A 21449-nucleotide genomic window follows, 5' to 3' on the forward strand; every position below is an offset into this window, starting at 1 on the left:
CCTTTCAAAATTGAAAGGGTTTTTTATTAAATATGACTTATCTATTTAGATTTTAACAGCTTGAAAATGTTAAAATAACTTTTGCGTAAACTTTTTATCTATTATATACGTATTTAAACTATAAAACCACTTAAACGCATAGCATCATGGATAATTACATTCTTTTTTTGGTTATTTACGCTACATTATTCATTTTCTCCAATAAAGTATTCAAAACGATTATAAAGAAATAGCATCTATACTTTATGCTTTTATTATTTCCTTTATAATCTATCCCAATAAGGCTTGTCCTTAATATAAAAACTTCTATATTCTCTTAAAACGAAAAATACCTTAGAAACTCTATGGTGGGGTGAGTTTTTCTAAGGCATTTTTTCTAAATATTCTTGTGGGTCTAAGACCCGCACATAAGGCAATCATCATCAGCTTGGCCTTCTTTGGCCCTTGCAATCATTGCCTTCATCTCCTCAGCCGTCATAGGTTGAACATCTACTTCTTGTTGGCTTGCTGGTGTCACATCTACCTTTAAGGCCGCAGCTCCCTCTGGAGTAGCTGCTACAACCTCAGCTTCCGCTGCAACACTCACAGGAACTTCTTTCTTCTTTGTATTGTCCAATGTAAACTTAATAGCGTCTACAGCAGATTTAGTTCTTAAATAATACATGCCAGTTTTAAGTCCGCTTTTCCATGCATAGAAATGCATAGAGGTAAGTTTGGAATAGTTGGCATTTTCCATAAATAGATTTAAAGATTGACTTTGGTCAATGAAATATCCTCTATGTCTGGCCATATCAATAATATCCTTCATACTTAGTTCCCAAACCGTTTTATAAAGTTCTTTGATGTCTTGAGGTATTATATCAATATGTTGAACAGAACCATTGGCTCTCATCAACTCTTGTTTTAAATTCTCATTCCAAAGACCCAATTTTACCAAGTCTTCCAACAAATGTTTATTTACTACAATAAACTCGCCAGATAATACTCTCCGGGTATATATATTGGAGGTATAAGGCTCAAAACATTCATTGTTACCCAATATTTGAGATGTTGAAGCAGTAGGCATTGGCGCAACCAAAAGGGAGTTACGCACTCCATTCTTTTTCACTGATTTACGCAATTTATCCCAATCCCAGCGGCCAGAAAGTTCTTCATCCTTAATTCCCCATAAGTTATGTTGAAACTCTCCTTGAGAGATGGGGGAGCCTTTGTAACTAGAGTAAGGACCATCTTCTTTCGCCTCTTCCATAGAAGCAGTTACTGCAGCAAAATATAAGGTTTCAAAAATATCTTGATTCAATTGTTTTGCCTCATCACTGGTAAAGGGTAGGCGCAACATAATAAAGGCATCAGCCAACCCTTGAACACCCAATCCAATTGGTCTGTGGCGCATATTAGAATTTTCAGCCTCTTTTACAGGGTAATAATTTCTATCAATAACCTTGTTTAGGTTTTTTGTTACTCTTTTTGTTACCCTAAATAATTCTTTATGGTCGAACTCCCCATTTTTAATGAACATTGGCAATGCAATAGAAGCCAAATTACAGACTGCTACTTCATCTGGAGATGTATACTCCATTATCTCTGTGCAAAGATTGGAAGACCTTATGGTACCTAAATTTCTCTGATTGCTCTTACGGTTGGCAGCATCTTTATACAACATATAAGGTGTGCCAGTCTCAATCTGAGATTCTAATATCTTTTCCCACAACTCCCTAGCTTTAACAGTTTTTCTTCCTTTACCTTGAGATTCGTATTTTAAATACAATTCTTCAAAAGCTTCGCTATGGTTACTAAAGAGATTTGGACATTCGTTTGGACACATTAAAGTCCAATCTTCATTAGCCTCTACCCTTTTCATAAACAAATCTGGAATCCACATAGCATAGAAAAGATCCCGAGCCCTCATCTCTTCTTTTCCAGTATTCTTCTTTAAGTCTAGAAAATCAAAAATATCAGCATGCCAAGGCTCCACGTAGATAGCAAAGCTACCTTTACGTTTTCCGCCTCCTTGATCTACATATCTTGCCGTATCATTAAAAACACGCAACATAGGTACAATACCATTTGATGTTCCGTTTGTTCCTGCAATATAAGAACCTGTAGCTCTAACATTATGAATAGACAGTCCTATTCCTCCAGCCGATTGAGATATCTTGGCGGTTTGTTTTAAAGTATCATAAATCCCATCAATACTATCATCTTGCATTGCCAATAGGAAACAAGAAGACATTTGGGGTTTTGGTGTGCCTGAATTAAATAAAGTTGGTGTAGCGTGCGTAAAGAATTTTTTAGACATTAATTCATATGTCTCAATTGCTGATTCCATGTCATTTAAATGAATCCCAACGGCAACCCTCATTAACATGTGTTGAGGTCGTTCAGCAATTTTACCGTTCAATTTTAAGAGATAAGATCTTTCCAACGTTTTAAAACCGAAATAATCGTAGCCAAAATCACGGTTATAAATAATAGTGGAATCTAGTGTTTCAGCATTTTCTGAAACTACTTTGAACACCTCATCGGATAACAAAGGAGCTTTTTTTCCTGTTCTTGGATTTACATACTCATATAAATCCTTCATGGTTTCTGAGAAAGATTTCTTTGTATTCTTATGTAAATTAGAGACTGAGATACGGGCAGCTAATTTTGCATAATCTGGATGTGCTGTTGTCAATGTAGCTGCAATCTCTGCTGCCAAATTATCTAGCTCGCTGGTAGTTACCCCATCATACAATCCTTCGATTACTCGCATGGATATTTTTACTGGATCTACCAAGTCATTTAATCCATAACATAATTTTCTTACCCTTGCCGTGATCTTATCGAACATCATCGGCTCTTTTCTTCCATCTCTTTTTAATACATACATGTGGCTACAGTTGTTTTTTAAATTTGTTAGTTAGTGTTTTATCCATTGCTTAATTTAAGACATGGATAATCAATTAAAACCCCTTAAAAACCCAATAAAATTGGTTGATTTTGGGGGAATTATTTAGTTATACTAGTTAAAAATCAGCATCAAAACTGATTTTTTGAGCATCTGAATCTTTATCAGAATTTAATACACCCGCTTTCTGATATTCTGACACTCTTTTTTCAAAGAAATTAGTTTTCCCTTGAAGAGAAATCATATCCATAAAATCAAATGGATTGGTGGAATCGTAAACTTTATCGCACCCTAATTCTACCAAAAGTCTATCCGTTACAAACTCAAGATATTGAGTCATAAGTTTAGCATTCATGCCGATAAGGCTAATAGGAAGGGATTCTGTAATAAACTCTCTTTCTATATCCAAGGCGTCCACAATAATTTCTTTAATACGCTCTTTAGAAACTTTATTTACTAAATGATGATTGTGAAGGTGAACAGCAAAATCACAATGCATTCCTTCATCTCTAGAGATTAATTCATTAGAAAAAGTAAGTCCTGGTAAAAGCCCCCTTTTTTTCATCCAATAAATTGAACAAAAAGCACCTGAAAAGAAAATACCTTCAACAGCAGCAAACGCTATTAAACGTTCTGCAAAGCTTGGTGAATCTATCCATTTTAATGCCCAGTCTGCCTTTAATTTAATGGCGGGGAAATTTTCTATGGCTTTAAAAAGCTTGTCCTTTTCTACCTCATCTTTCACATACGTATCAATCAATAAAGAATAAGTTTCTGAATGAATATTCTCCATCATTATTTGAAAGCCGTAGAAAAATTTTGCCTCGGAATATTGTACTTCATTCACGAAATTTTCAGCCAAGTTTTCATTTACAATACCGTCTGATGCAGCAAAAAAAGCCAAGATATGCTTTATAAAATAACGCTCATCATCACTTAGTTTATTATTCCAATCCGTCAAGTCTTGGTGCAAGTCTATTTCTTCTGCAGTCCAGATACAGGCCTCTTGTTTTTTGTACCACTCCCAAAGATCATGATGTTGTATTGGAAAAATAACAAATCTATTCTTGTTTTCCTGCAAAATAGGCTCTACTGCGTCTGACATTTTATTGAATTTTAAGTGTTGTATGAGAAGATAGAAAGTACCTTACTCTTGGGACTAACAAAGATTGAAAAATGGAATTGATTTATGAAGCGTGTTTCAGCAATTCAATCACAAAGTTTTTAACACTTGTTGTTGAAATCTAGGTTGGGGCGTGATGTTTGTTGGTCTTTTTAAAAAATAAAGTTTTACAAAAATTTTACATTGAATGGGCATTAAAAAAATAAACCAAAAAGTATAAAATTATATACTTTTTGGTTTATCATTTTCTTTAAAAATTTTAAAGAAGTTATCAAACTTACGGTCCACTCAACACATCCACTCTTAATTGATTTAGCTGATTTAGGTAGTTCCCCCGAAACCTAAAACCGTGCAATAAAACAAACCCAACTCGTGGGTTTGACTCATCAAATTAATTGCAGTAACATTGAAAAAAGAATTTTATAAAAAACTTTTATATGAACCGTAATTCGTGTTTGATACTATAATTTTTATTTCTTTTTATTGGCCAAAAAATTTCCTTGAATCTTTATTTCGTCCTTATTAGAATTTTTCATGGCTACTACAATTGTACCCTTAATAATATTTTTGTTGATTTCTTCTATTCGTATTTTTCCAGAATTAGCGAAAAAAGGTAATTCTCCAAAACTTTTGATGTTTGCAAATCCAAAAACACCATCAAAACAATTAATAAAACCTTCAATGTTGTTTGCAACTCTATATGTTCCCGTTGTTATATTATTTTCACCATCCTTTTCCTTAGATATCAAAAATTGCATGGAATGGGACAATCCTTTTATGTTATTTTTTAAATTCAATCTTAATGTACTATACTCAACTCCTTTTACCGATTTTATTACTACCTCTTCAAATTCAACTTCTCCCTGGAATTTCTTCTCCACATCACCAGAAGTATTAATAATATAATTTCCAATCTCTATTTCAGCTTCTGGCACTACATCTGTAGATTTTCCAGAAGAGAACAATACAAGAACTATAAACCAAAAACCTGTTCTTAATATTCTACTAATAAGGCTAAACATAATTTGGTGGCGTTAATTTTTTCATTATCATTTCTCTCAATATTATGACAAAAGCTATTTTTTGTCCAGTATTGTAGTTGTCATTGTGTTCTCCATAACAACATCATTCTCTAAAGTAATACTACTGTTTTTTTCATTTGTGATTACTGCAATAATTAAAACAATTAAAAAAGCCGCAAACATTATTACACATTTTCTCATTGGGTTAATACTTTAGTATAGTTGAACATTTTTACATTTAACTATGGAATAAAGATATAGGGCGTGTTTTCCTTAAAATTATCATTATGTATAAATGGCAGTAAATTTTGTATGAATGGTATTTCAAATTTCTATATGAAAATATATATATGTTACATGCTGATTATCATGGGGTTAGAATGATATATTTTTGTAGTCATAATCCTACAATTCATTTGGCGCTATGTACAGATTTTAGTTATTTTAACTCCATCGATACTTAATATATCTCCATTTGCACATCTTTTTGAGCATTTCATATACATTAAAGTTATTTTTGATTACATTCCATATCCTATGTTAGAAGCAGTACTAGTAGATGATGAAGAAAAGGCTCTACAAAGCCTTTCATGGGAGTTGACCAACTTTAGTGAAGAAATTAAAGTGGTTGCTTCTTTTACGGATGCCCATGAGGCTTTAGCCTATTTGGGAAAAAACACACCTGATTGTCTATTTCTAGATATAGAGATGCCCGTTATGGATGGGTTTCAATTTATTCAAAAGCTAACAAACAAGGAATTTCCGGTAGTCATTACAACAGCTTATAACCAATATGCTATAAAAGCATTAAAAAATGAAGCTATAGATTATTTGTTAAAACCTATAGATACAGATGATCTTAAGGATACTATTGTTAAAATAAAAAAATATAATTCCAAAAATTTTACTGCCGAAAAACTGGAAAGTATTCTGCTTAATTTTAATTCCAATTCTCTTAAGAAAAAAGTGACCATAAACACGGATGGTAAATTGTTGTTTTTGGAAAGCGATGAAATTCTATACGCAGAATCGGATGGAAACTATAGTACAATTTATTTGGCTGATGGGCAAAAAATAGTGCTTACCAAAAAATTAAAAGAGGTAAACGAACTTTTACCTATAGACTCTTTTTTTAGAATCCACAATTCCTACATTATAAACCTTAACAAAATAAAAGAATTTCTTAAAACAGATGGATATGTAGTATTGCAGTCCAATCATAAAATACCTGTTTCCCGACAAAAAAAATCTGATTTTCTTGATTTGTTATAATATATGCTGATAATCACTTTTCATAAATTATTAATCCAAAAAAAGTCGATTATAGGCTCCCCTTCTAGAAAGATTACACTCCTTTTGTTTCTTTTACCACTATGTTTCCAAAGTTTTGCGCAACAAACCATTCCCGATTCTTTTACTAAAACCATAGATAGCCTAATTAGAACAGCACCAATAACCTATAATGAAATAGACGCCATACTAAGACCAAAAAGAGGGGACACTATTTATATGCGCCATTTTGCGAATAAAGCAATGGAAAAAGGGTATTTAGTTGGGCAATCTTATGCGTTGAATCAAATAGGAAGAAAATATAGAGACCTCTCTCAATTCAGTAGTGCTATAAAGCTTCACAACCAAGCTTTAAAAATTGCTGTTGAAGCTAACAATAAAGAATTTAGAATACTCAGTCTTAATATGTTAAGTGTAGTATATCGCAGAACTGATTCGATAAAATCGGCTCTTGATTATGCCCAGGAAGCACTTACACTAGCAGAAACCATAGAAAATCCATCCAAGGGAATATTACGAAGTATTAATGTCTCCTTAAATGGAATAGGAAATATTTATCAAAGAATGGAGCAGTATGACCTGGCTATTGCTAAATTTTCCGAATCGTTAGTTCTAGAAAAAAAGTTAGGGAATGTTTTGGGTATGGCCATAAATCATCAAAATATTGGTGAATGCTATGAAGCACAAGATAAATTAGAAGAAGCATTGGAAAGTTTTAATACTTCGTTGAAGTATAATACTCAAATCAATTCTGTGAGAGGGAAAATATTTTGCCAATACAGTATAGCTCACGTATATGTTCATCAAAATAAAGCAGAGCAAGCACTGCAAATTCTTGAATCTTTACTTCCAATATCTGAAAGACTAGGTGATAAGACCATTATTTCTGAAGTACATATTAATATGGGATGGGGCTTTATGAATTTAAATAACTATAGGGACGCCAAAATCCATTTAGAAAAGGGGCTACAGATAGCCAAAGAATTTAATTTGCCAGACTCAGAGGCGGAGGCCACCAAATTCCTATCCAATCTGTATGAAAAACAAGGGGACTATAAAACAGCCATTGCTAAATACAAAGTGGCTAAAAGTTTAGAGAAAAAAATATCCAACAATCTTAATCGAAGATATGTTAACGATATTATTATGCGTTATGAGGCAGAAAAAACAAGAAACCAAATAGAAGCTTTAGCAAAAGAAAATGAAATTATACAGCTTAAACTAAGAAAAAACAATACTACTCTTTTGGTAAGTGGTCTTGCATTGGCACTTCTAGCTGGGATACTTTATATTTTATATAGACAATATCAATTAAACAACGAGAAAAAAGTACTGACTTTGGAACAAAGTATGCTCCGTAGCCAAATGAATCCACATTTCCTTTTTAATTCTCTTAATTCCATTAAACTATATATCATTAATAATGAAAAAAAGAATGCAGTCCATTACTTAAATAAGTTTTCCAAGCTTGTAAGGAAAATTTTAGAGGCCTCATCAATGAAAGAAATATCGCTTGCTGATGAATTGGAAACTGTTGAACTTTACATGAACATAGAAAACATTCGTTTTTCTAATGAAATTGATTTTAAAATAAACATTGATGATGATATTGACCCACACAAAATAAAAATTCCCTCGCTTATATTACAGCCTTTTTTGGAAAATGCTCTTTGGCATGGTCTTTCTTCAAAAGAAGGGGATAAAAAAATTGAGCTACATATAAGTAAAGAAAGCCAATGGTTCACCAAAATATCAATAAGTGATAATGGTGTGGGAAGGCAAATGGCTCAAAAAATAAAGGAAGGAAAAGTGCTTAAAAGAAAGTCCGTTGGTATTGACATTACAAAAGAACGTCTCGCTAATTTTTCTAAAGACTACCAAAATTCCTTTGAAGTAGAAATAGTAGACCTTTACGATGAAGAAAACCAACCTGCTGGAACAAAAGTAGTACTTAATATTCCCACTATTTAGAATGCTCTTTTGCAACTTCTTCCAACTCTGCGTACCATTCTTTTCCAAACTTTCTTATTAATGCTTCCTTAACGAACTTATAGATTGGCATTTGTAGTTCTTTCCCCAAACTGCAGGCATCATCACAAATTTCCCATTTATGATAATTTACCGCGGTAAGTTCTGTATACTCCCTAACTCTTACTGGGTATAAATGACAAGAAACAGGTTTTTTCCATTTTATAATCCCCTTGTTATATGCTTCTTCAATACCACATTTGGTGATTCCATTTTCAGAAAAAACCACATAGGCACATTCACTATTATTAACCAATGGGGTTTCCCATTCCCCATCTTCCCCCTTTACAAAAGCACCTTGCTCTTCAATGGCGGCAATACCTTCTGGTCTTAAAAATGACTTTACATCCTTATAAATATCAACTAAAATTTCTGTTTCTGAATCCTCTACTGGAGCGCCAGCATTGCCATCAATACAACAAGCACCTTTACACGCACTTAGATTGCAAACAAACTCGTTCTCTATTATTTCTTCTGATACAATGGTTTTTCCCAGTTGGAACATCCCTATATTTTCTATTTGCAAATATACTTTTTACAGTACCAACATTTAATATTTATTTTATTTCAAAAACATCTAAAACCTTTCATTAAACGTAAATTTGCAAAAAATCTAAACTCTCATTCAAAATGAACTTTAATTTTAAGGAAATTGCCACTGCGAGCATGATTCTCTTTGCTGTAATTGATATTCTTGGAAGTATTCCCATTATAATTGGCCTTAGAAAAAAAGTGGGGCATATCCAATCTGGAAAAGCTTCATTGGTAGCTGGCGGACTAATGATCGCCTTTTTATTTCTTGGCGAGGAGATTCTACAATTAATAGGAATAGATGTTAATTCTTTTGCTGTGGCAGGCGCCTTGGTCATTTTCTTTTTAGCTATAGAAATGATTTTAGGCATTACGCTTTATAAAGATGACGAACCAGAAAGTGCCTCTATTGTTCCAATAGCCTTTCCTCTTATTGCTGGGGCGGGCACCATGACTTCTATTCTCTCTATCCGAGCAGAATATTATGTAGAGAATATCATTGTTGCCATTCTTGTAAATGTTATTTTTGTTTATCTGGTCTTAAAATCTTCCAAAAAAATAGAGAAAGTTCTTGGAAAAAACGGGCTGAATGTAATTAGAAAAGTATTTGGAGTTATTTTATTGGCTATTTCGGTAAAACTATTTGCTACAAACGTTAATCAACTTTTTTAAAAAAACAATTTAATGAGCAAGACTCTTTCCATTATATTGATTGTATTGGCATTGGCATTGATTGCATATAACGCCACTTTAGTGAATTTTGAAAATCCTTTAGTTGGAGATAGTTTAATTGCATTGATAGGAATTGCGGCCTCCTTATGTGCTATTATTTTGCTCCTTATCTATATTACATCCAAAAAAATAGAGAAAAAATTGAATGAAGATTAGTTCTTGGCTTCAATAGCCTCTGTTTCTCCTTGAATAATTGTTGGGCTATCCAGTTCCAATACTTTTTTTAGCATGGAATCTCCTTCACCTTTAATCTTTGCGTAGCTATTGGTTGTGAACAATTGCTCTGCAAGTGAAGCTTTTAAAAATAATTTGATTTTTTCTTCCAAATCATAATACTTTAAACGAAGCCTTTTTACTTCTCTTGAGCCCTCACAGTAATTTATGAAGTCTTCAAAAAGAATATCGTCCACTTTAAAATTTTCAACAAATTCTGATTTTGTGTAGTCATCATATTGCTTTCTTCTTTTGTCTAAATGCTCAAAAACATAGTAAGAAATAAACCCAATACTTTCCAGGGTTTCCACTGTTTCTTCCTCGTTATTCCCTATGGGTACAAAGGCATCTGGTATAATACCACCGCCGCCATATACAATCTTCCCTTTTGGGGTTGTAAACTTTAAAGAGTCTGCTACTTTTATACTGTCTACGGACACCAATTCTCCACTGTGGTAACGATCTGTAAATTTTTGATAATAATCTTTGTTTCCATTCTTATAGGTTCTTTGAATGGACCTACCTGTAGGGGTATAATACCTAGAAACCGTTAGCCTAACAGCAGAACCATCTCCCAATTCCATTTCTCTTTGCACCAATCCCTTACCAAAAGACCTTCTTCCCACAATGGTTCCTATATCATTGTCCTGCAATGCTCCTGCTATAATTTCACTGGCCGAAGCTGAACGTTCGTTTATTAATACATAAACTGGTTTGTCTTCAAAACTTCCTTCATCTGTCGCAAAGGCCTTATCAATTTTACCTTTTTTATTTTTTGTAAAAAGAATCAATTTGCCATCTTCTAAAAACTCATCGGCCATTTTTTCTGCAATTCCCAAATAACCCCCAGGATTGTCCCTTAAATCCAATGTCAATTTCTTTGCCCCTTGCTTGCGTAATTCTTTTAGGGCTTTTTTGAATTCTGAAAATGTAGATTCCGCAAATCTATTTACTTTTATATAACCCATATCTTGGGTCATCATATAATAAGCTTCCACGCTTTTAATGGGAACCACTCCTCTTTTTATGTTCACGTTGAAAAACCTATCCTCACTCTTGCGATATACTTTTAGCTTAACATTTGTTCCTTCTTTTCCTTTTAGCTTACTAACTATGGTATCGTTTGGTAAATTTTTTCCATAAAGTGTATCATTATCTGCAGTTAAAATACGATCACCTGGCTTTATGCCCTTTATAGAACTTGGCCCACTTTCCACAGTTCTAATAACAGATATGGTATCCTTGTACATATAGAAATTAACCCCAATTCCCACAAAATCGCCCTTCATGTTTTCAGAAACCTCAGCCATTTCTCTTTTTGGGATATAAACTGAATGTGGGTCTAGTTTATCCAAAATGTTGTTTACGGTAACATCCACAATACTATCCGTATCTATTTCATCAACATACTCATAGTCAATATAATCTATAAGCCTGTTTAGCTTGTCTTTTTTAGAATTTGTGCTAAATAATTTTTCTGGCGAATCATTAAAATGAAGTTTTCCCCCAATAAAAATGCCTATAGCCATTGCCATTCCAATAATCGCGGGCCATAAGTAGTTATGTTTTTTGTTCATTCTATTGGGTGTTAAGAAATGTTCTCAATGATGGGCAAGTGGGTTAATTCTACCCCCGCCTTTTCTAAAAATTGTAATCCAGAATCATCCTTATAAGCTTTTTTATAGACTACTCTTTTAATTCCTGATTGGTGTATTAATTTACTGCATTCCCTACAAGGAGATAACGTAATATATAACGTAGAACCTTGACAAGATTGTGTGGATGAAGCCACTTTTAATATCGCATTGGCCTCTGCGTGCAACACGTACCATTTGGTATAACCGTTTTCATCTTCACAAAAATTTTCAAATCCCGTTGGTGTGCCATTATATCCATCAGAAATTATCATTCTGTCTTTAACAATAATTGCTCCTACTTGCTTACGCTTACAAAAGGACAATTTGCCCCACTCTTCAGCCATTCGTAAATAAGCTTTATCGTATTTTTTTTGTTTGTCTTTTTTCATTCAATTAACGGACAACTTTTTAAAACCGTTGTCAATTTCTTTTCTTTTCTGCCTCTTTTTTCAACTAATATAGGCCTTTACCACATGTTGGCAATCATTGAAATGGTTAATATTTAGTGAAAATCTATAAAGGGAATGTTTTTACGAGCATTGGTATGGTTATTAAAATAATCAATGCTGAGCTTATTAAAACAAATAAGGTTTGCTTTACTTTAAAAATGTTTTGCACCACATAGGCCAAAATCAATATGCAAAAGATTATCAAGACCTGAGACAGTTCAATTCCAAATGCAAAACCCAGTAATGGCCCTCCTTTTTCATCTTCCCCGGCCATTAGCATTTTAAAGTAGTTTGAAAATCCAAAGCCATGAATTAATCCAAAAAAAGCAGTAGCCAATGAAGGCAATAGTAAACTTCTCTGAGAAATGTTTTTCTTGGAATCTAATATGTTGAACAATGCAGTGAGCAAAATAGTCAAGGGTATTAAAAACTCAATCCAAGTGGCATCCATTATCACTACTTCATATACTGATAATGCCAAAGATGAACAATGAGCTACAGTAAAAATTGTTGCTAAAATCAACACTTTTTTCCAACTTCTAAAAGTAAAAGGGATGGCGAGTGCCGAAAGGAACAAAATATGGTCATACGCTCCAAAATCCAACACATGCTTTAAACCCAATTCTATATAAAACCAAAATTGCTGCATACTTCCTAGTTTATTCCTCGCTCTTTTTGAATTTCCTCGTAGGCTTTTTGAACTTGTTTAAATTTTTCTTCTGCCCCTCGTTTAATAGCCTCATTTTCAGTCACCACTTTATCAGGGTGGTATTTTTTTGCCATTGTCCTATAAGCCTTTTTCACCTCATCGTCTGAAGCATTTTTCCCTATTTCCAAAATCTTATAGGCATTGTCTGCAGATTTAATGAACATGGCCTGTATGCTTTCAAAATCATGCTGGCCTACACGTAAATATCCGGCAATTTCTCTAATCTTATTAATTTCCGGTGTACTTATGTTACCATCTGCTTGGGCAATACCAAACAAAAAATGAAGTAATTGCAAGCGAACCTCGTACCGGGTTCGTTGGGTCATATAGGTGCATATACGCTGTACAGAAATTTCCCGTTTCTTTATAACCTCATTGAATGTCCTAAAAATTGCATTTGCTTTTTCCTTCCCATAGGTGCTAACAAAATACTGTCTTACGTAATCTAACTCTCGCTGACTTACTTGGCCATCTGCTTTTATAACAATGGAGCATAAAGAAAGTAAGTTCAATTCAAAATCTGCGGGCGACACTTGTTGCCTTCGTATATCTCTAAAAACAGTTCCTGCGCCTCTGCCAATACTGCCATTCCCTTTTGTGCTAAAACTATCTATGGCACTGCCAATAAAAAAACCCAAAATAGCTCCAGGATACCTAAAAATAAAATACCCCAAAATAGCGGCAAACCACTTAATCATAATAACTTTAGAATTTTGCCAAAGATATAATTTTACTCGTAAAACAAGATTTGAATTCACCCTTGCTTACACCTAAATATTAAATGTTGTTTTAAATTAATGTTTTGTGTGCTCGCCCCAATGTTTTTACTAGAAATGCCCGTCTAAGGAAAAGTTAAGGTGCTCATCTAAAATGCGACAAATTAAGTATCTTTGTAACCTATTAAATAAAAATAGAAAATTATGTATCCCGCAGAATTAGTAAAACCTATGAGAGATGACTTGGCCATGGCTGGGTTTGAAGAATTACATACATCCGAGGCAGTTGAAAACGCTTTGGAACAACCTGGAACTACTTTAATCGTTGTAAACTCTGTTTGTGGCTGTGCTGCAGCCAATGCAAGACCAGCGGCAAAAATGAGCCTTATGAACGAGAAGAAACCTAACCATATAGTCACTGTATTTGCTGGTGTTGATTTTGAAGCAGTAGATACTGCTAGAAACGCTATGGTTCCTTTCCCTCCATCATCTCCAAGTATGGCTTTGTTCAAAGATGGGGAATTGGTACATATGATAGAGCGCCACCATATTGAAGGAAGACCAGCGGAACTTATTGCTGAAAATTTAACAGAAGCCTATAACGAGTTCTGTTAAGAATTATATTTTTATAAGAAAAAAGTTGTGTCGGAATTGTTCTACGCAACTTTTCTTGTTTTATAGCATCTTTTGATAAATATAAAAGTTTCATTCTATGAAAAAGTTGATTTTGGTATTTGGTTTAATTTCCACGCTATTTTTAATTAGTTGCCTTGGTGATGACTCTGCTCCGGATAGCAGCTTTGAAGATGATGTCCTTGCCTTGCAGGCTTCCTTAGATTTGGTAGAAGCCGCAGCTGGCCAATCTGTCTGTGCCGATGGTTTTACATGTCTGTTTATAGGTTTGGGTGCCAAAGCTTGTGGTGGTCCAAAGTCATATTTACTCTATTCTACCTCCATAGATACAGACAACTTAGAAGCCATGGTTGCTGCCCATAACAAAAAGGAAATGGAGTTCAATTCCAAATGGGAAATAGTTTCAGATTGTTTAGCAGTTGCGGAACCCACAGGAACCGAATGTGAAAATGGGAAATGTGTCGCAGTGTACGACAATTAACTTTTAGCAGTAAAAAATACATAAGAACCTCTGAATATCAATCAGGGGTTTTTTAATTTTGTAATATGATGAAATTGCTTTCCTATCCCATAACTATCATATTTTTTTTATTCTTTGGACTAACACTTCTTGTGTTTCATCCGTTACAATGGATATGCCTAAATATTTTTGGATACAATGCCCACAAAAAAAGCGTAAGTCTCCTTAATTTGGGTCTTATGCGCTGTACCCACATTTTGGGCACCCGTTATTCCTTTAAGATTCCATATGAAATTCCAAAGAACAAGCCTCTCATTATCGTTGTCAACCACCAAAGCATGTATGATATTTCTCCCATTATATGGCATATGCGAGATTATCACCCCAAGTTTGTAAGCAAAAAAGAATTGGGAAAAGGAATCCCAAGCGTATCCTATAACCTAAGACATGGAGGTTCTGCCCTAATTGATAGGAAAGATGGCAAACAAGCCTTAACTGAAATTTCCAAACTAGGTAAAAGAATAGAAAAAAATAACTGGAGCGCCGTAATTTTTCCGGAAGGAACTAGAAGTAGAACTGGTCACCCTAAAAAATTTCAACCTACTGGCCTCAAGGTCCTAATGAAAAATGCCCCTTCAGCTTTAATAATTCCTATTAGTATCAATAATTCATGGAAAATGCTGCGCTATGGCAAATTTCCAATGGGTCTTGGTTCACATATTACTCATGATGTGCATCAACCTATAAAAATTAAAGGTAATTTGGACGAATTAGTGACCAAAATAGAAAAGCAGATTGTCTCTGGTATTACTTCATTTAAATGAGAAAGAAAGAAATCATTGAAAAAACGATTGACTTTGTAAAGGAAACCTTGAAGGGTTCCGAAGGTGGGCATGATTGGTTCCACACGCATCGTGTGTTCTTAAATTCTCAAAAAATTGCTGAATCTGAAAATGTAGATTCTTTTGTTGTTTCTCTTGGAGCTTTGCTACATGATATTGCCGATTACAAATTCCATGATGGGGATGAAACCGTAGGTCCCAAAATGGCAAAAGAGTTTCTTACCTCTATAAGTGTTGATGCAAAAGTTATAGAGCATGTTGTAAATATAATTAACCACATATCTTTCAAGAATAGTCTTTCTTCAGATGAAAAATTCAATTCTAGGGAATTACAAGTGGTACAAGATGCTGATCGCCTAGATGCTATAGGTGCTATAGGTATTGCTAGGACTTTTAATTATGGTGGGTTTAAAAATAGACCTATGTACGACCCAAATATTGTTCCTAACCTACATATGACCAAGGAGGAGTATAAAAAATCCAATGCTCCCACAATCAACCATTTTTATGAAAAATTATTGCTCTTAAAAGATAAAATGAATACCCAAACCGGGAAAAAATTGGCCAATGAAAGGCATCAATTTATTTTGGATTATTTAGAGCAGTTTTATAAGGAATGGAATGGCGAATAAGTTTTTGAAAAATTAACACCCTACGTTTTGTCTCCTCGAGCGGGGTCGAGAGGTCTTTGAATAATATAACAGTTTAATAGTTCTCGACTCCGCTCGAACAGACAATTTATACTTATCTAGCTGATTATCACTAACTATTTTGTCGAGCATGCGTTGATTAAGAGCCAAATGAAGTTATAAACAACTTCTCTTTAAGGAATTTATTTTCGAAAACGTTATACTTTTAAATACTGAAATCCTCTCTATAGAACTTTAGATTTTTTGTATCTTCAAGCAACTTTTAAATAAACTACCCAAAAAATGCAAAGAAGAAAATTCATTAAAAATGTAGCGGCTTCATCTGCCGCTTTTTCAATTGTACCAAGTTATGTAATGGGCAAGGAGCATGTTCCTCCAAGTGACACATTATATGTATCTGCTTTTGGAGTCGGTGGACGTGGTTCAGGAGTTATAAACGATTTGGTAAATACAGGAAAGGTAAAGTTTGTTTCTTTTTGTGATGTGGACGATAGAAATGCTAAAGGAACTTATGAGCGATATCCAGATGTAAAACGGTATAAAGATTTTAGAAAAGTATATAAAAAGCATTTAAAAGATATGGATGCCATTATGGTGGCCACTCCAGACCACACACATGCAACCATTGCACTTCCTTTTATTCGTGAAAAGAAACATGCTTACGTGGAAAAGCCCTTGACTCATAATATTTATGAGGCTCGCTTAATGACGCAAGCTGCTAAAGAACATGGCGTAGTAACACAAATGGGAAACCAAGGAGCCTCTAGTGAAGGTAGTAGGCAAGCCAAAGAATGGATAGATTCTGGCGTTATTGGTAAAGTAAAAAAAATAGATTGTTGGACCAACAGACCAGTTTGGCCACAAGGTGTGCCAGTGCCTACAGAAAAGCATGAAATTCCAGAAGGGTTGGATTGGGACTTATGGCTTGGTCCAGCTGCAATGCGCGATTATAATGCTGCTTATTTGCCTTTTAAATGGCGTGGTTGGTGGGATTTTGGCACTGGTGCTTTGGGGGATATGGGTTGTCATATTATGGAAACGCCTTTTAGTGTTTTAGATTTGGGATACCCTACAGAAGCCGAGGCCAGTTGTACTACCAATTGGGTGGGCGATTTTGTGGAAGCAGATTACAGTGCCTCTTGCCCGGCATCATCAATTGTACGTTTAAAGTTTGACCATGATATTCATGGTACTATAGATTTTAGTTGGAGTGATGGCGGAATTAAACCAGATATTCCAGACGATTTAAAAGATGGAGAAACAATAGGCAGCACAGGTGGTGGCTCTATTTTCTATGGCACAAAAGGAATTATGGTGACAGATACATATTCTCAGAATGCCAGGTTATTACCTTCTGAGCAAATGAGCTTGTTTAATCCTCCTACTCCTACACTTACTCGGATTGAAGGAGGCATGGGAGGTCACCAACAAAACTGGGTAGATGCCTGTTTAAATGGTGGAACTACCTCTTCAGATTTTGCTAAAGCTGGTCCTTTGACCGAGGCTGTACTTATGGGCAACTTGGCCATAAAAGCATTCCAGTACAAAACCTTAAAAGAAGGTAAAAAATTAGGGGATTGGGATCCATTTGAATACCCTGGAAGACGTAAGTTGCTTTGGGATGGTGAGAATATGAGGGTGACCAATTATGACAAAGCCAACGAATGGGTAAAAAGGGACTACCGTAAGGGTTGGGAGTTAAAATAGTAAAATTGTCATTGCAAGGAAGCAACGACCGAAGCAATCTCACTCATTGGAAAACAAAACAAACAGATTGCCACACTTCTCATACAAGAAGTTCGCAATGACAACTTAATACAACTGCTCGGGAGGCTCGCAATGACCATTCTAAACTCCTAAGAACTTTGTAAAGGCGTTTGTGTCAAAGTAAAAAGGTCTAATATTTACTATTTTTCCTTCTTTTACTATAAAGTGTTCGGAAATGGGCATACTAATTTCTGCGCCTGTTTTCTTGGAAACACACTTAATTGTAAAACGAATAATTACCTCATCTTTTTTACTGTTGGTAAAATACCAAGGCTCTTTTTCAATGGTAAGGTCAAAATAACTTGCTGATTTAGTAAACATGTTTATCCATTCTCTAAAACCAATATAATCTCCACCATAAGGAAGTCCAATTGCTTGATTGTATATTGCCCCCTCAGCAATTAAAGTAGCCATAGTTTCAAAATCTTGGGTTTTAAAAAGACATTCATAATACTTGGCAACCACTTTTATATTTTCGTTTTCTGAATCGTTATTTTCCCAGAAACCTACTAGTTTTAGAATATGGCCAGTGTCATCTACCTCTACATAATCTCTCCCAGTAATCATCAGAGAACCATCAGCATTAAACAAACGCCAGTTCCATGTTAAACTGTTTTTTATTTTTAAAACAGGATCTCCTACAAAAGTGGCTCCGGGAAAATTCTTTTGAAAAGAAGTAATCATTGCACTGAATTCTGCTTTACCTGTTGTAAAAGCAGCAGGATCTAAATAGGTAGTTTCATCTAGCCAAATTTTATCTATTAATGCCATTCTGGCCTCTTCATCGGTTTCTAACCATGCGTCAGTATACAGTTGTACAACTTCAGGGCTTTCTTGCGAAAAAGAGGTTTGTATTGAAATTAAAAAGAGAACAACGGCAAATAGATTTTTCATGAATCAGTTGTAGTTTATTATGTCCTATAAAGGAAAATTAAACGGTTTTGTATTTATTCTTTAAAACGAATACTACAAAAATGGAATATAATCTTATAGTTTGCCTGTCACATTTGTGACAAAATCACTTCTTGGCAAGTTTGCTTCGTATTCTACTCAGTGATTGTCTTTCAATTCCTAAATAAGATGCTAAATCTGATAAACTAATTCTATTAACAATATCCTTATTTTCTGCTATAAAGTTTAGGTACCTTTCTTCTGCGTTTTGAAATAAAAAGCTTTCGACTCTATCTGTTTGAATGGTCAAAACATATTCTGCTATTAGCCTGCCGTACCTCTCATTTGTTTTAAACTTGTTGTACCCTTCTTGGGTTTTTTCGTAGGGTAATTTTATAATAACAGATGGTTCTAAACACTCAATAAAATACTTAGAGGGTTTTTGTCTTATAAAAGCAGGGTAATCCGTAGCGTATTTATTTTCATTAATAAAGCCTGTGGTTATTTTATTACCTTTTTCATTAATGTAGTACCTTCTTAATAGACCTTTACACACAAACGCAACTTCTTTTTGCACTTCACCACTTTTGAATAAAAAATCCCTTTTACCATACTTTTCTACAATTATATAGGAACACATAAAAGCTAGTTCCTCCTTGTTTAATTCTGGAAATAATTTGAGATAGGATGCTATATATTCCTTAAATTCTTGTTCCATTTAGCTTTTGGGTATATTGATAATAACAGCCTATGTTTGAAGCTAACCCCATGGTCATCTTTTTATAGTTTTAATATATCATCAAAGATACTTCTGCAAGTTCTCTTTAAAAAATTTAGCGCTATCGGCAGCACTTTGCATGGGGCTATGAGCAAAATTACCTCCTTGTTCTATGTAATAGAATTCCAGGCCCGATTCCTTTGGGTCTGGCAGTATTTCTGTATAATCTATAGAACCATTACCAAGTTCAGAATAATCTCTTGTAACCTTGTCCATATCTTTTATGTGCCACATTACATAACGTCCAGGTTGGTTCTTAATTAACTCTTTTGGTGTTTGTTTGGAAGAATGCATTACCCAATACATATCCATTTGCAATTTTACCAGGTCTGGGTCTGTTTCTTTTAAGATAATATCATAACCATTTTCCCCATTGTGGTCATCAAACTCAAAACCGTGATTGTGATACGCAAACCCAAGACCAGCAGCATTAACTTGCTCGCCTATAATATTCAGTTTCTTAGACATAATCTTAAAATTGTCAATAGTGCGCTGCTCTGGCGCAATCCAAGGCCAAGTTATATATGGCATATTCACCGCTTTTGCCCCATTGATGCACTGGTCTACAAAACGTTTTAAGTCGTCCTCAGGTTTTGAGAGGTAAGAAGAAAACCCGTAATGCCCACTGGTAGCAGTAAGCTGCAAATCGTCCAACATGCTTTTAAATTCAGCAGCTTTAATCCCATAATACGTTCCTTTTTCACCATCAAAACCATAGACTTCAAAATCCTCATAACCCATGGCTTGTACTGCCTTTAATGTCGCAAGTGGGTTTTTGTTCATATCATCATTAATGCTAAAGAGCTGCAGGCCCATTTTAAATTTTGGTTTTTTATCCATGGAATACGTTGGTATTGGCAACAAGCTAACTGCACCTAGTACTGCTGCTTTTTCTATAAAATTTCTTCTTTTCATATGGTTTATTTCTCTAACTCTAATTATAACTTCATTGCGAACTTCCTGTAAGAGAAGTATAGCAATCTATTAGTTGCGCATTCTAAACAAAGAGATTGCTTCGGTAGTTCCTTCCTCGCAATGACGTTACATGTCTTTTGCTCAATGTCCCAAACGTTCCTTTATTGGTCTAAAATCTATCCAATAAATATCTCCAGTATCTTCTTCACCTCTATGAAAAAATAAATACTTACCATCGGGCGATACGCTGGGACACATTTCAGTCTGATTAGTATTTACTTCAGGTCCCAAATTTATAGCTTCTGTCCAAGTACCATTTTTATTAAAGCTTATGTGCAAATCATTATCTCCATATCCCGAGGCGCCTTCACCATCATAAATTATATAACTTTCATCTGGTGAAATATATGGATGAGCAATATACTTTCCAGCGAAGTTTATTTCTTTCCCCATTCTTTTTATACTATTATATTGCCCTTTTTCATTGATTGAGTTATAAATTACCCAATCCTCTGGCTTATCACCTTTCTCTCCGGTAGTAAAATACAAATTACCATTCTTTGCAGATGTTAAGTACATTATTACAGACCTATCCACAAACGGTTTTTCTAAAGGAATTGGTTTACTCCAACCATTTATTTCTTTTTTGCTATACCATTGATGTAATCCTGATGGAGCAACACTATCCTTAAGAGGTCTGGTACTTCCAAAATAAAGTCGATTTCCTTTTGGGTCTATATGAGGTTCAAAATCCCACCCTTTAGTTGCTTTGAAAAAAGCTGGTTCTGGGTTAGACCATTTGTCATCAACTAATTTCATTGTATAAATTTCATTATCCCCTTCGGGTTTTCTTCGGGTAAAAAACAATTCATCCATTTCTGGGTTAAAAGTGATGGCAAACTCAAAATTGTTCGTTGATATGATACCTGGACCAAAAACCAATGCGGTATCAATTGGGGTTTGATTGCTGAGCAAAGTAAGGTTTAACTTTTTACTGTCTTCACATGAAGAAAAAATAACGAGAAGGGAAGTCAAAAAGAATAAGGGTTTAACAAGTTTCATATCATTAAAGAAATTACCGTATAAATTTTATGTTTAAGAGAATTGCGGTTAACGGTCTTGTATATAATTAGTTGCGTGGTTTGGTAACTAACTTGGAAAATACAAAGCGAA

Annotated in this window: 22 protein-coding genes; 9 read left to right on the forward strand and 13 right to left on the reverse strand. The window is 34.5% G+C overall.

Annotation, left to right across the window (positions count from 1 at the left end; genetic code table 11):
* Positions 1–394: 394 nt before the first annotated feature.
* The 4 genes from AC000W_RS06810 to AC000W_RS06825 all read right to left on the reverse strand — a co-directional run bounded on the left by AC000W_RS06810 (position 395) and on the right by AC000W_RS06825 (position 5236).
* Positions 395–2872 (reverse strand): ribonucleoside-diphosphate reductase subunit alpha, encoded by a 2478-nt coding sequence (locus AC000W_RS06810; RefSeq protein WP_474747081.1) that lies wholly within the window; start codon positions 2870–2872, stop codon positions 395–397.
* Between the two features lie 136 nt (positions 2873–3008).
* Complete coding sequence (locus tag AC000W_RS06815) at positions 3009–3995, reverse strand: ribonucleotide-diphosphate reductase subunit beta (RefSeq protein WP_474747083.1); 987 nt, start codon at positions 3993–3995, stop codon at positions 3009–3011.
* Positions 3996–4483: 488 nt separating this feature from the next.
* Entirely contained in the window at positions 4484–5035 is a 552-nt protein-coding gene (locus AC000W_RS06820) for a hypothetical protein (RefSeq protein ID WP_474747084.1), read from the reverse strand.
* Positions 5036–5089: 54 nt separating this feature from the next.
* Positions 5090–5236 carry a hypothetical protein gene (locus AC000W_RS06825; RefSeq protein ID WP_474747086.1) on the reverse strand — a complete coding sequence of 49 codons (147 nt, stop codon included), beginning with the start codon at positions 5234–5236 and terminating at the stop codon, positions 5090–5092.
* A 336-nt stretch (positions 5237–5572) separates the two neighbouring features.
* Between AC000W_RS06825 and AC000W_RS06830 the strand changes: the two genes are divergently transcribed.
* Both AC000W_RS06830 and AC000W_RS06835 read left to right on the forward strand, forming a co-directional pair.
* Positions 5573–6307 (forward strand): LytR/AlgR family response regulator transcription factor, encoded by a 735-nt coding sequence (locus tag AC000W_RS06830; RefSeq protein ID WP_474747087.1) that lies wholly within the window; start codon positions 5573–5575, stop codon positions 6305–6307.
* Between the two features lie 3 nt (positions 6308–6310).
* Positions 6311–8296, forward strand: coding sequence for a tetratricopeptide repeat-containing sensor histidine kinase (locus AC000W_RS06835; protein ID WP_474747089.1), 1986 nt, complete (start codon positions 6311–6313; stop codon positions 8294–8296).
* On the opposite strand, the gene AC000W_RS06840 is transcribed toward AC000W_RS06835, so the two are convergent.
* Entirely contained in the window at positions 8289–8858 is a 570-nt protein-coding gene (locus AC000W_RS06840; protein WP_474747130.1) for a DUF3109 family protein, read from the reverse strand. The genes AC000W_RS06835 and AC000W_RS06840 overlap by 8 nt on opposite strands.
* Positions 8859–8983: 125 nt before the next feature.
* On the opposite strand from AC000W_RS06840, the gene AC000W_RS06845 reads away from it, so the two are divergent.
* Positions 8984–9556, forward strand: coding sequence for a MarC family protein (locus AC000W_RS06845; RefSeq protein WP_474747091.1), 573 nt, complete (start codon positions 8984–8986; stop codon positions 9554–9556).
* A gap of 12 nt (positions 9557–9568) precedes the next feature.
* Positions 9569–9772, forward strand: coding sequence for a hypothetical protein (locus AC000W_RS06850; RefSeq protein WP_474747093.1), 204 nt, complete (start codon positions 9569–9571; stop codon positions 9770–9772).
* Here the strand turns inward: AC000W_RS06850 and AC000W_RS06855 are convergent.
* The 4 genes from AC000W_RS06855 to AC000W_RS06870 all read right to left on the reverse strand — a co-directional run bounded on the left by AC000W_RS06855 (position 9769) and on the right by AC000W_RS06870 (position 13322).
* Complete coding sequence (locus AC000W_RS06855) at positions 9769–11406, reverse strand: S41 family peptidase (protein ID WP_474747094.1); 1638 nt, start codon at positions 11404–11406, stop codon at positions 9769–9771. The genes AC000W_RS06850 and AC000W_RS06855 overlap by 4 nt on opposite strands.
* Before the next feature lie 11 nt (positions 11407–11417).
* Complete coding sequence (locus AC000W_RS06860; RefSeq protein ID WP_474747096.1) at positions 11418–11855, reverse strand: deoxycytidylate deaminase; 438 nt, start codon at positions 11853–11855, stop codon at positions 11418–11420.
* A 124-nt stretch (positions 11856–11979) separates the two neighbouring features.
* Positions 11980–12564: a HupE/UreJ family protein gene (locus AC000W_RS06865; RefSeq protein WP_474747097.1), complete on the reverse strand. Its 585-nt coding sequence runs from the start codon at positions 12562–12564 to the stop codon at positions 11980–11982.
* Positions 12565–12569: 5 nt separating this feature from the next.
* Complete coding sequence (locus AC000W_RS06870; RefSeq protein WP_474747099.1) at positions 12570–13322, reverse strand: TerB family tellurite resistance protein; 753 nt, start codon at positions 13320–13322, stop codon at positions 12570–12572.
* 222 nt (positions 13323–13544) lie between these two features.
* On the opposite strand from AC000W_RS06870, the gene AC000W_RS06875 reads away from it, so the two are divergent.
* The 5 genes from AC000W_RS06875 to AC000W_RS06895 all read left to right on the forward strand — a co-directional run bounded on the left by AC000W_RS06875 (position 13545) and on the right by AC000W_RS06895 (position 17632).
* Positions 13545–13955 carry a BrxA/BrxB family bacilliredoxin gene (locus tag AC000W_RS06875; protein WP_474747100.1) on the forward strand — a complete coding sequence of 137 codons (411 nt, stop codon included), beginning with the start codon at positions 13545–13547 and terminating at the stop codon, positions 13953–13955.
* A 97-nt stretch (positions 13956–14052) separates the two neighbouring features.
* Positions 14053–14454 (forward strand): GIY-YIG nuclease family protein, encoded by a 402-nt coding sequence (locus AC000W_RS06880; RefSeq protein WP_474747102.1) that lies wholly within the window; start codon positions 14053–14055, stop codon positions 14452–14454.
* Between the two features lie 65 nt (positions 14455–14519).
* Positions 14520–15257 (forward strand): lysophospholipid acyltransferase family protein, encoded by a 738-nt coding sequence (locus AC000W_RS06885; protein WP_474747103.1) that lies wholly within the window; start codon positions 14520–14522, stop codon positions 15255–15257.
* Complete coding sequence (locus AC000W_RS06890; RefSeq protein WP_474747105.1) at positions 15254–15907, forward strand: HD domain-containing protein; 654 nt, start codon at positions 15254–15256, stop codon at positions 15905–15907. The genes AC000W_RS06885 and AC000W_RS06890 overlap by 4 nt, the downstream gene beginning before the upstream one ends.
* A 300-nt stretch (positions 15908–16207) precedes the next feature.
* Positions 16208–17632 carry a Gfo/Idh/MocA family protein gene (locus AC000W_RS06895; RefSeq protein WP_474747107.1) on the forward strand — a complete coding sequence of 475 codons (1425 nt, stop codon included), beginning with the start codon at positions 16208–16210 and terminating at the stop codon, positions 17630–17632.
* 141 nt (positions 17633–17773) lie between these two features.
* On the opposite strand, the gene AC000W_RS06900 is transcribed toward AC000W_RS06895, so the two are convergent.
* From AC000W_RS06900 to AC000W_RS06915, 4 genes are all read right to left on the reverse strand, one after another.
* The gene (locus tag AC000W_RS06900; RefSeq protein WP_474747108.1) at positions 17774–18586 is read right to left on the reverse strand and encodes a nuclear transport factor 2 family protein; all 813 of its coding nucleotides are present in this window, start codon (positions 18584–18586) and stop codon (positions 17774–17776) included.
* Positions 18587–18710: 124 nt separating this feature from the next.
* Positions 18711–19301, reverse strand: a complete 591-nt coding sequence (locus AC000W_RS06905; RefSeq protein WP_474747110.1) for a Crp/Fnr family transcriptional regulator — start codon at positions 19299–19301, stop codon at positions 18711–18713.
* Between the two features lie 81 nt (positions 19302–19382).
* Entirely contained in the window at positions 19383–20276 is an 894-nt protein-coding gene (locus AC000W_RS06910; protein ID WP_474747112.1) for a sugar phosphate isomerase/epimerase family protein, read from the reverse strand.
* 141 nt (positions 20277–20417) lie between these two features.
* A complete protein-coding gene (locus tag AC000W_RS06915) occupies positions 20418–21311 on the reverse strand; it encodes a TolB family protein (RefSeq protein ID WP_474747113.1) in 894 nt (297 codons plus the stop codon).
* Positions 21312–21449: the final 138 nt, after the last annotated feature.

It is taken from the genome of Saonia sp. (assembly GCF_056326165.1).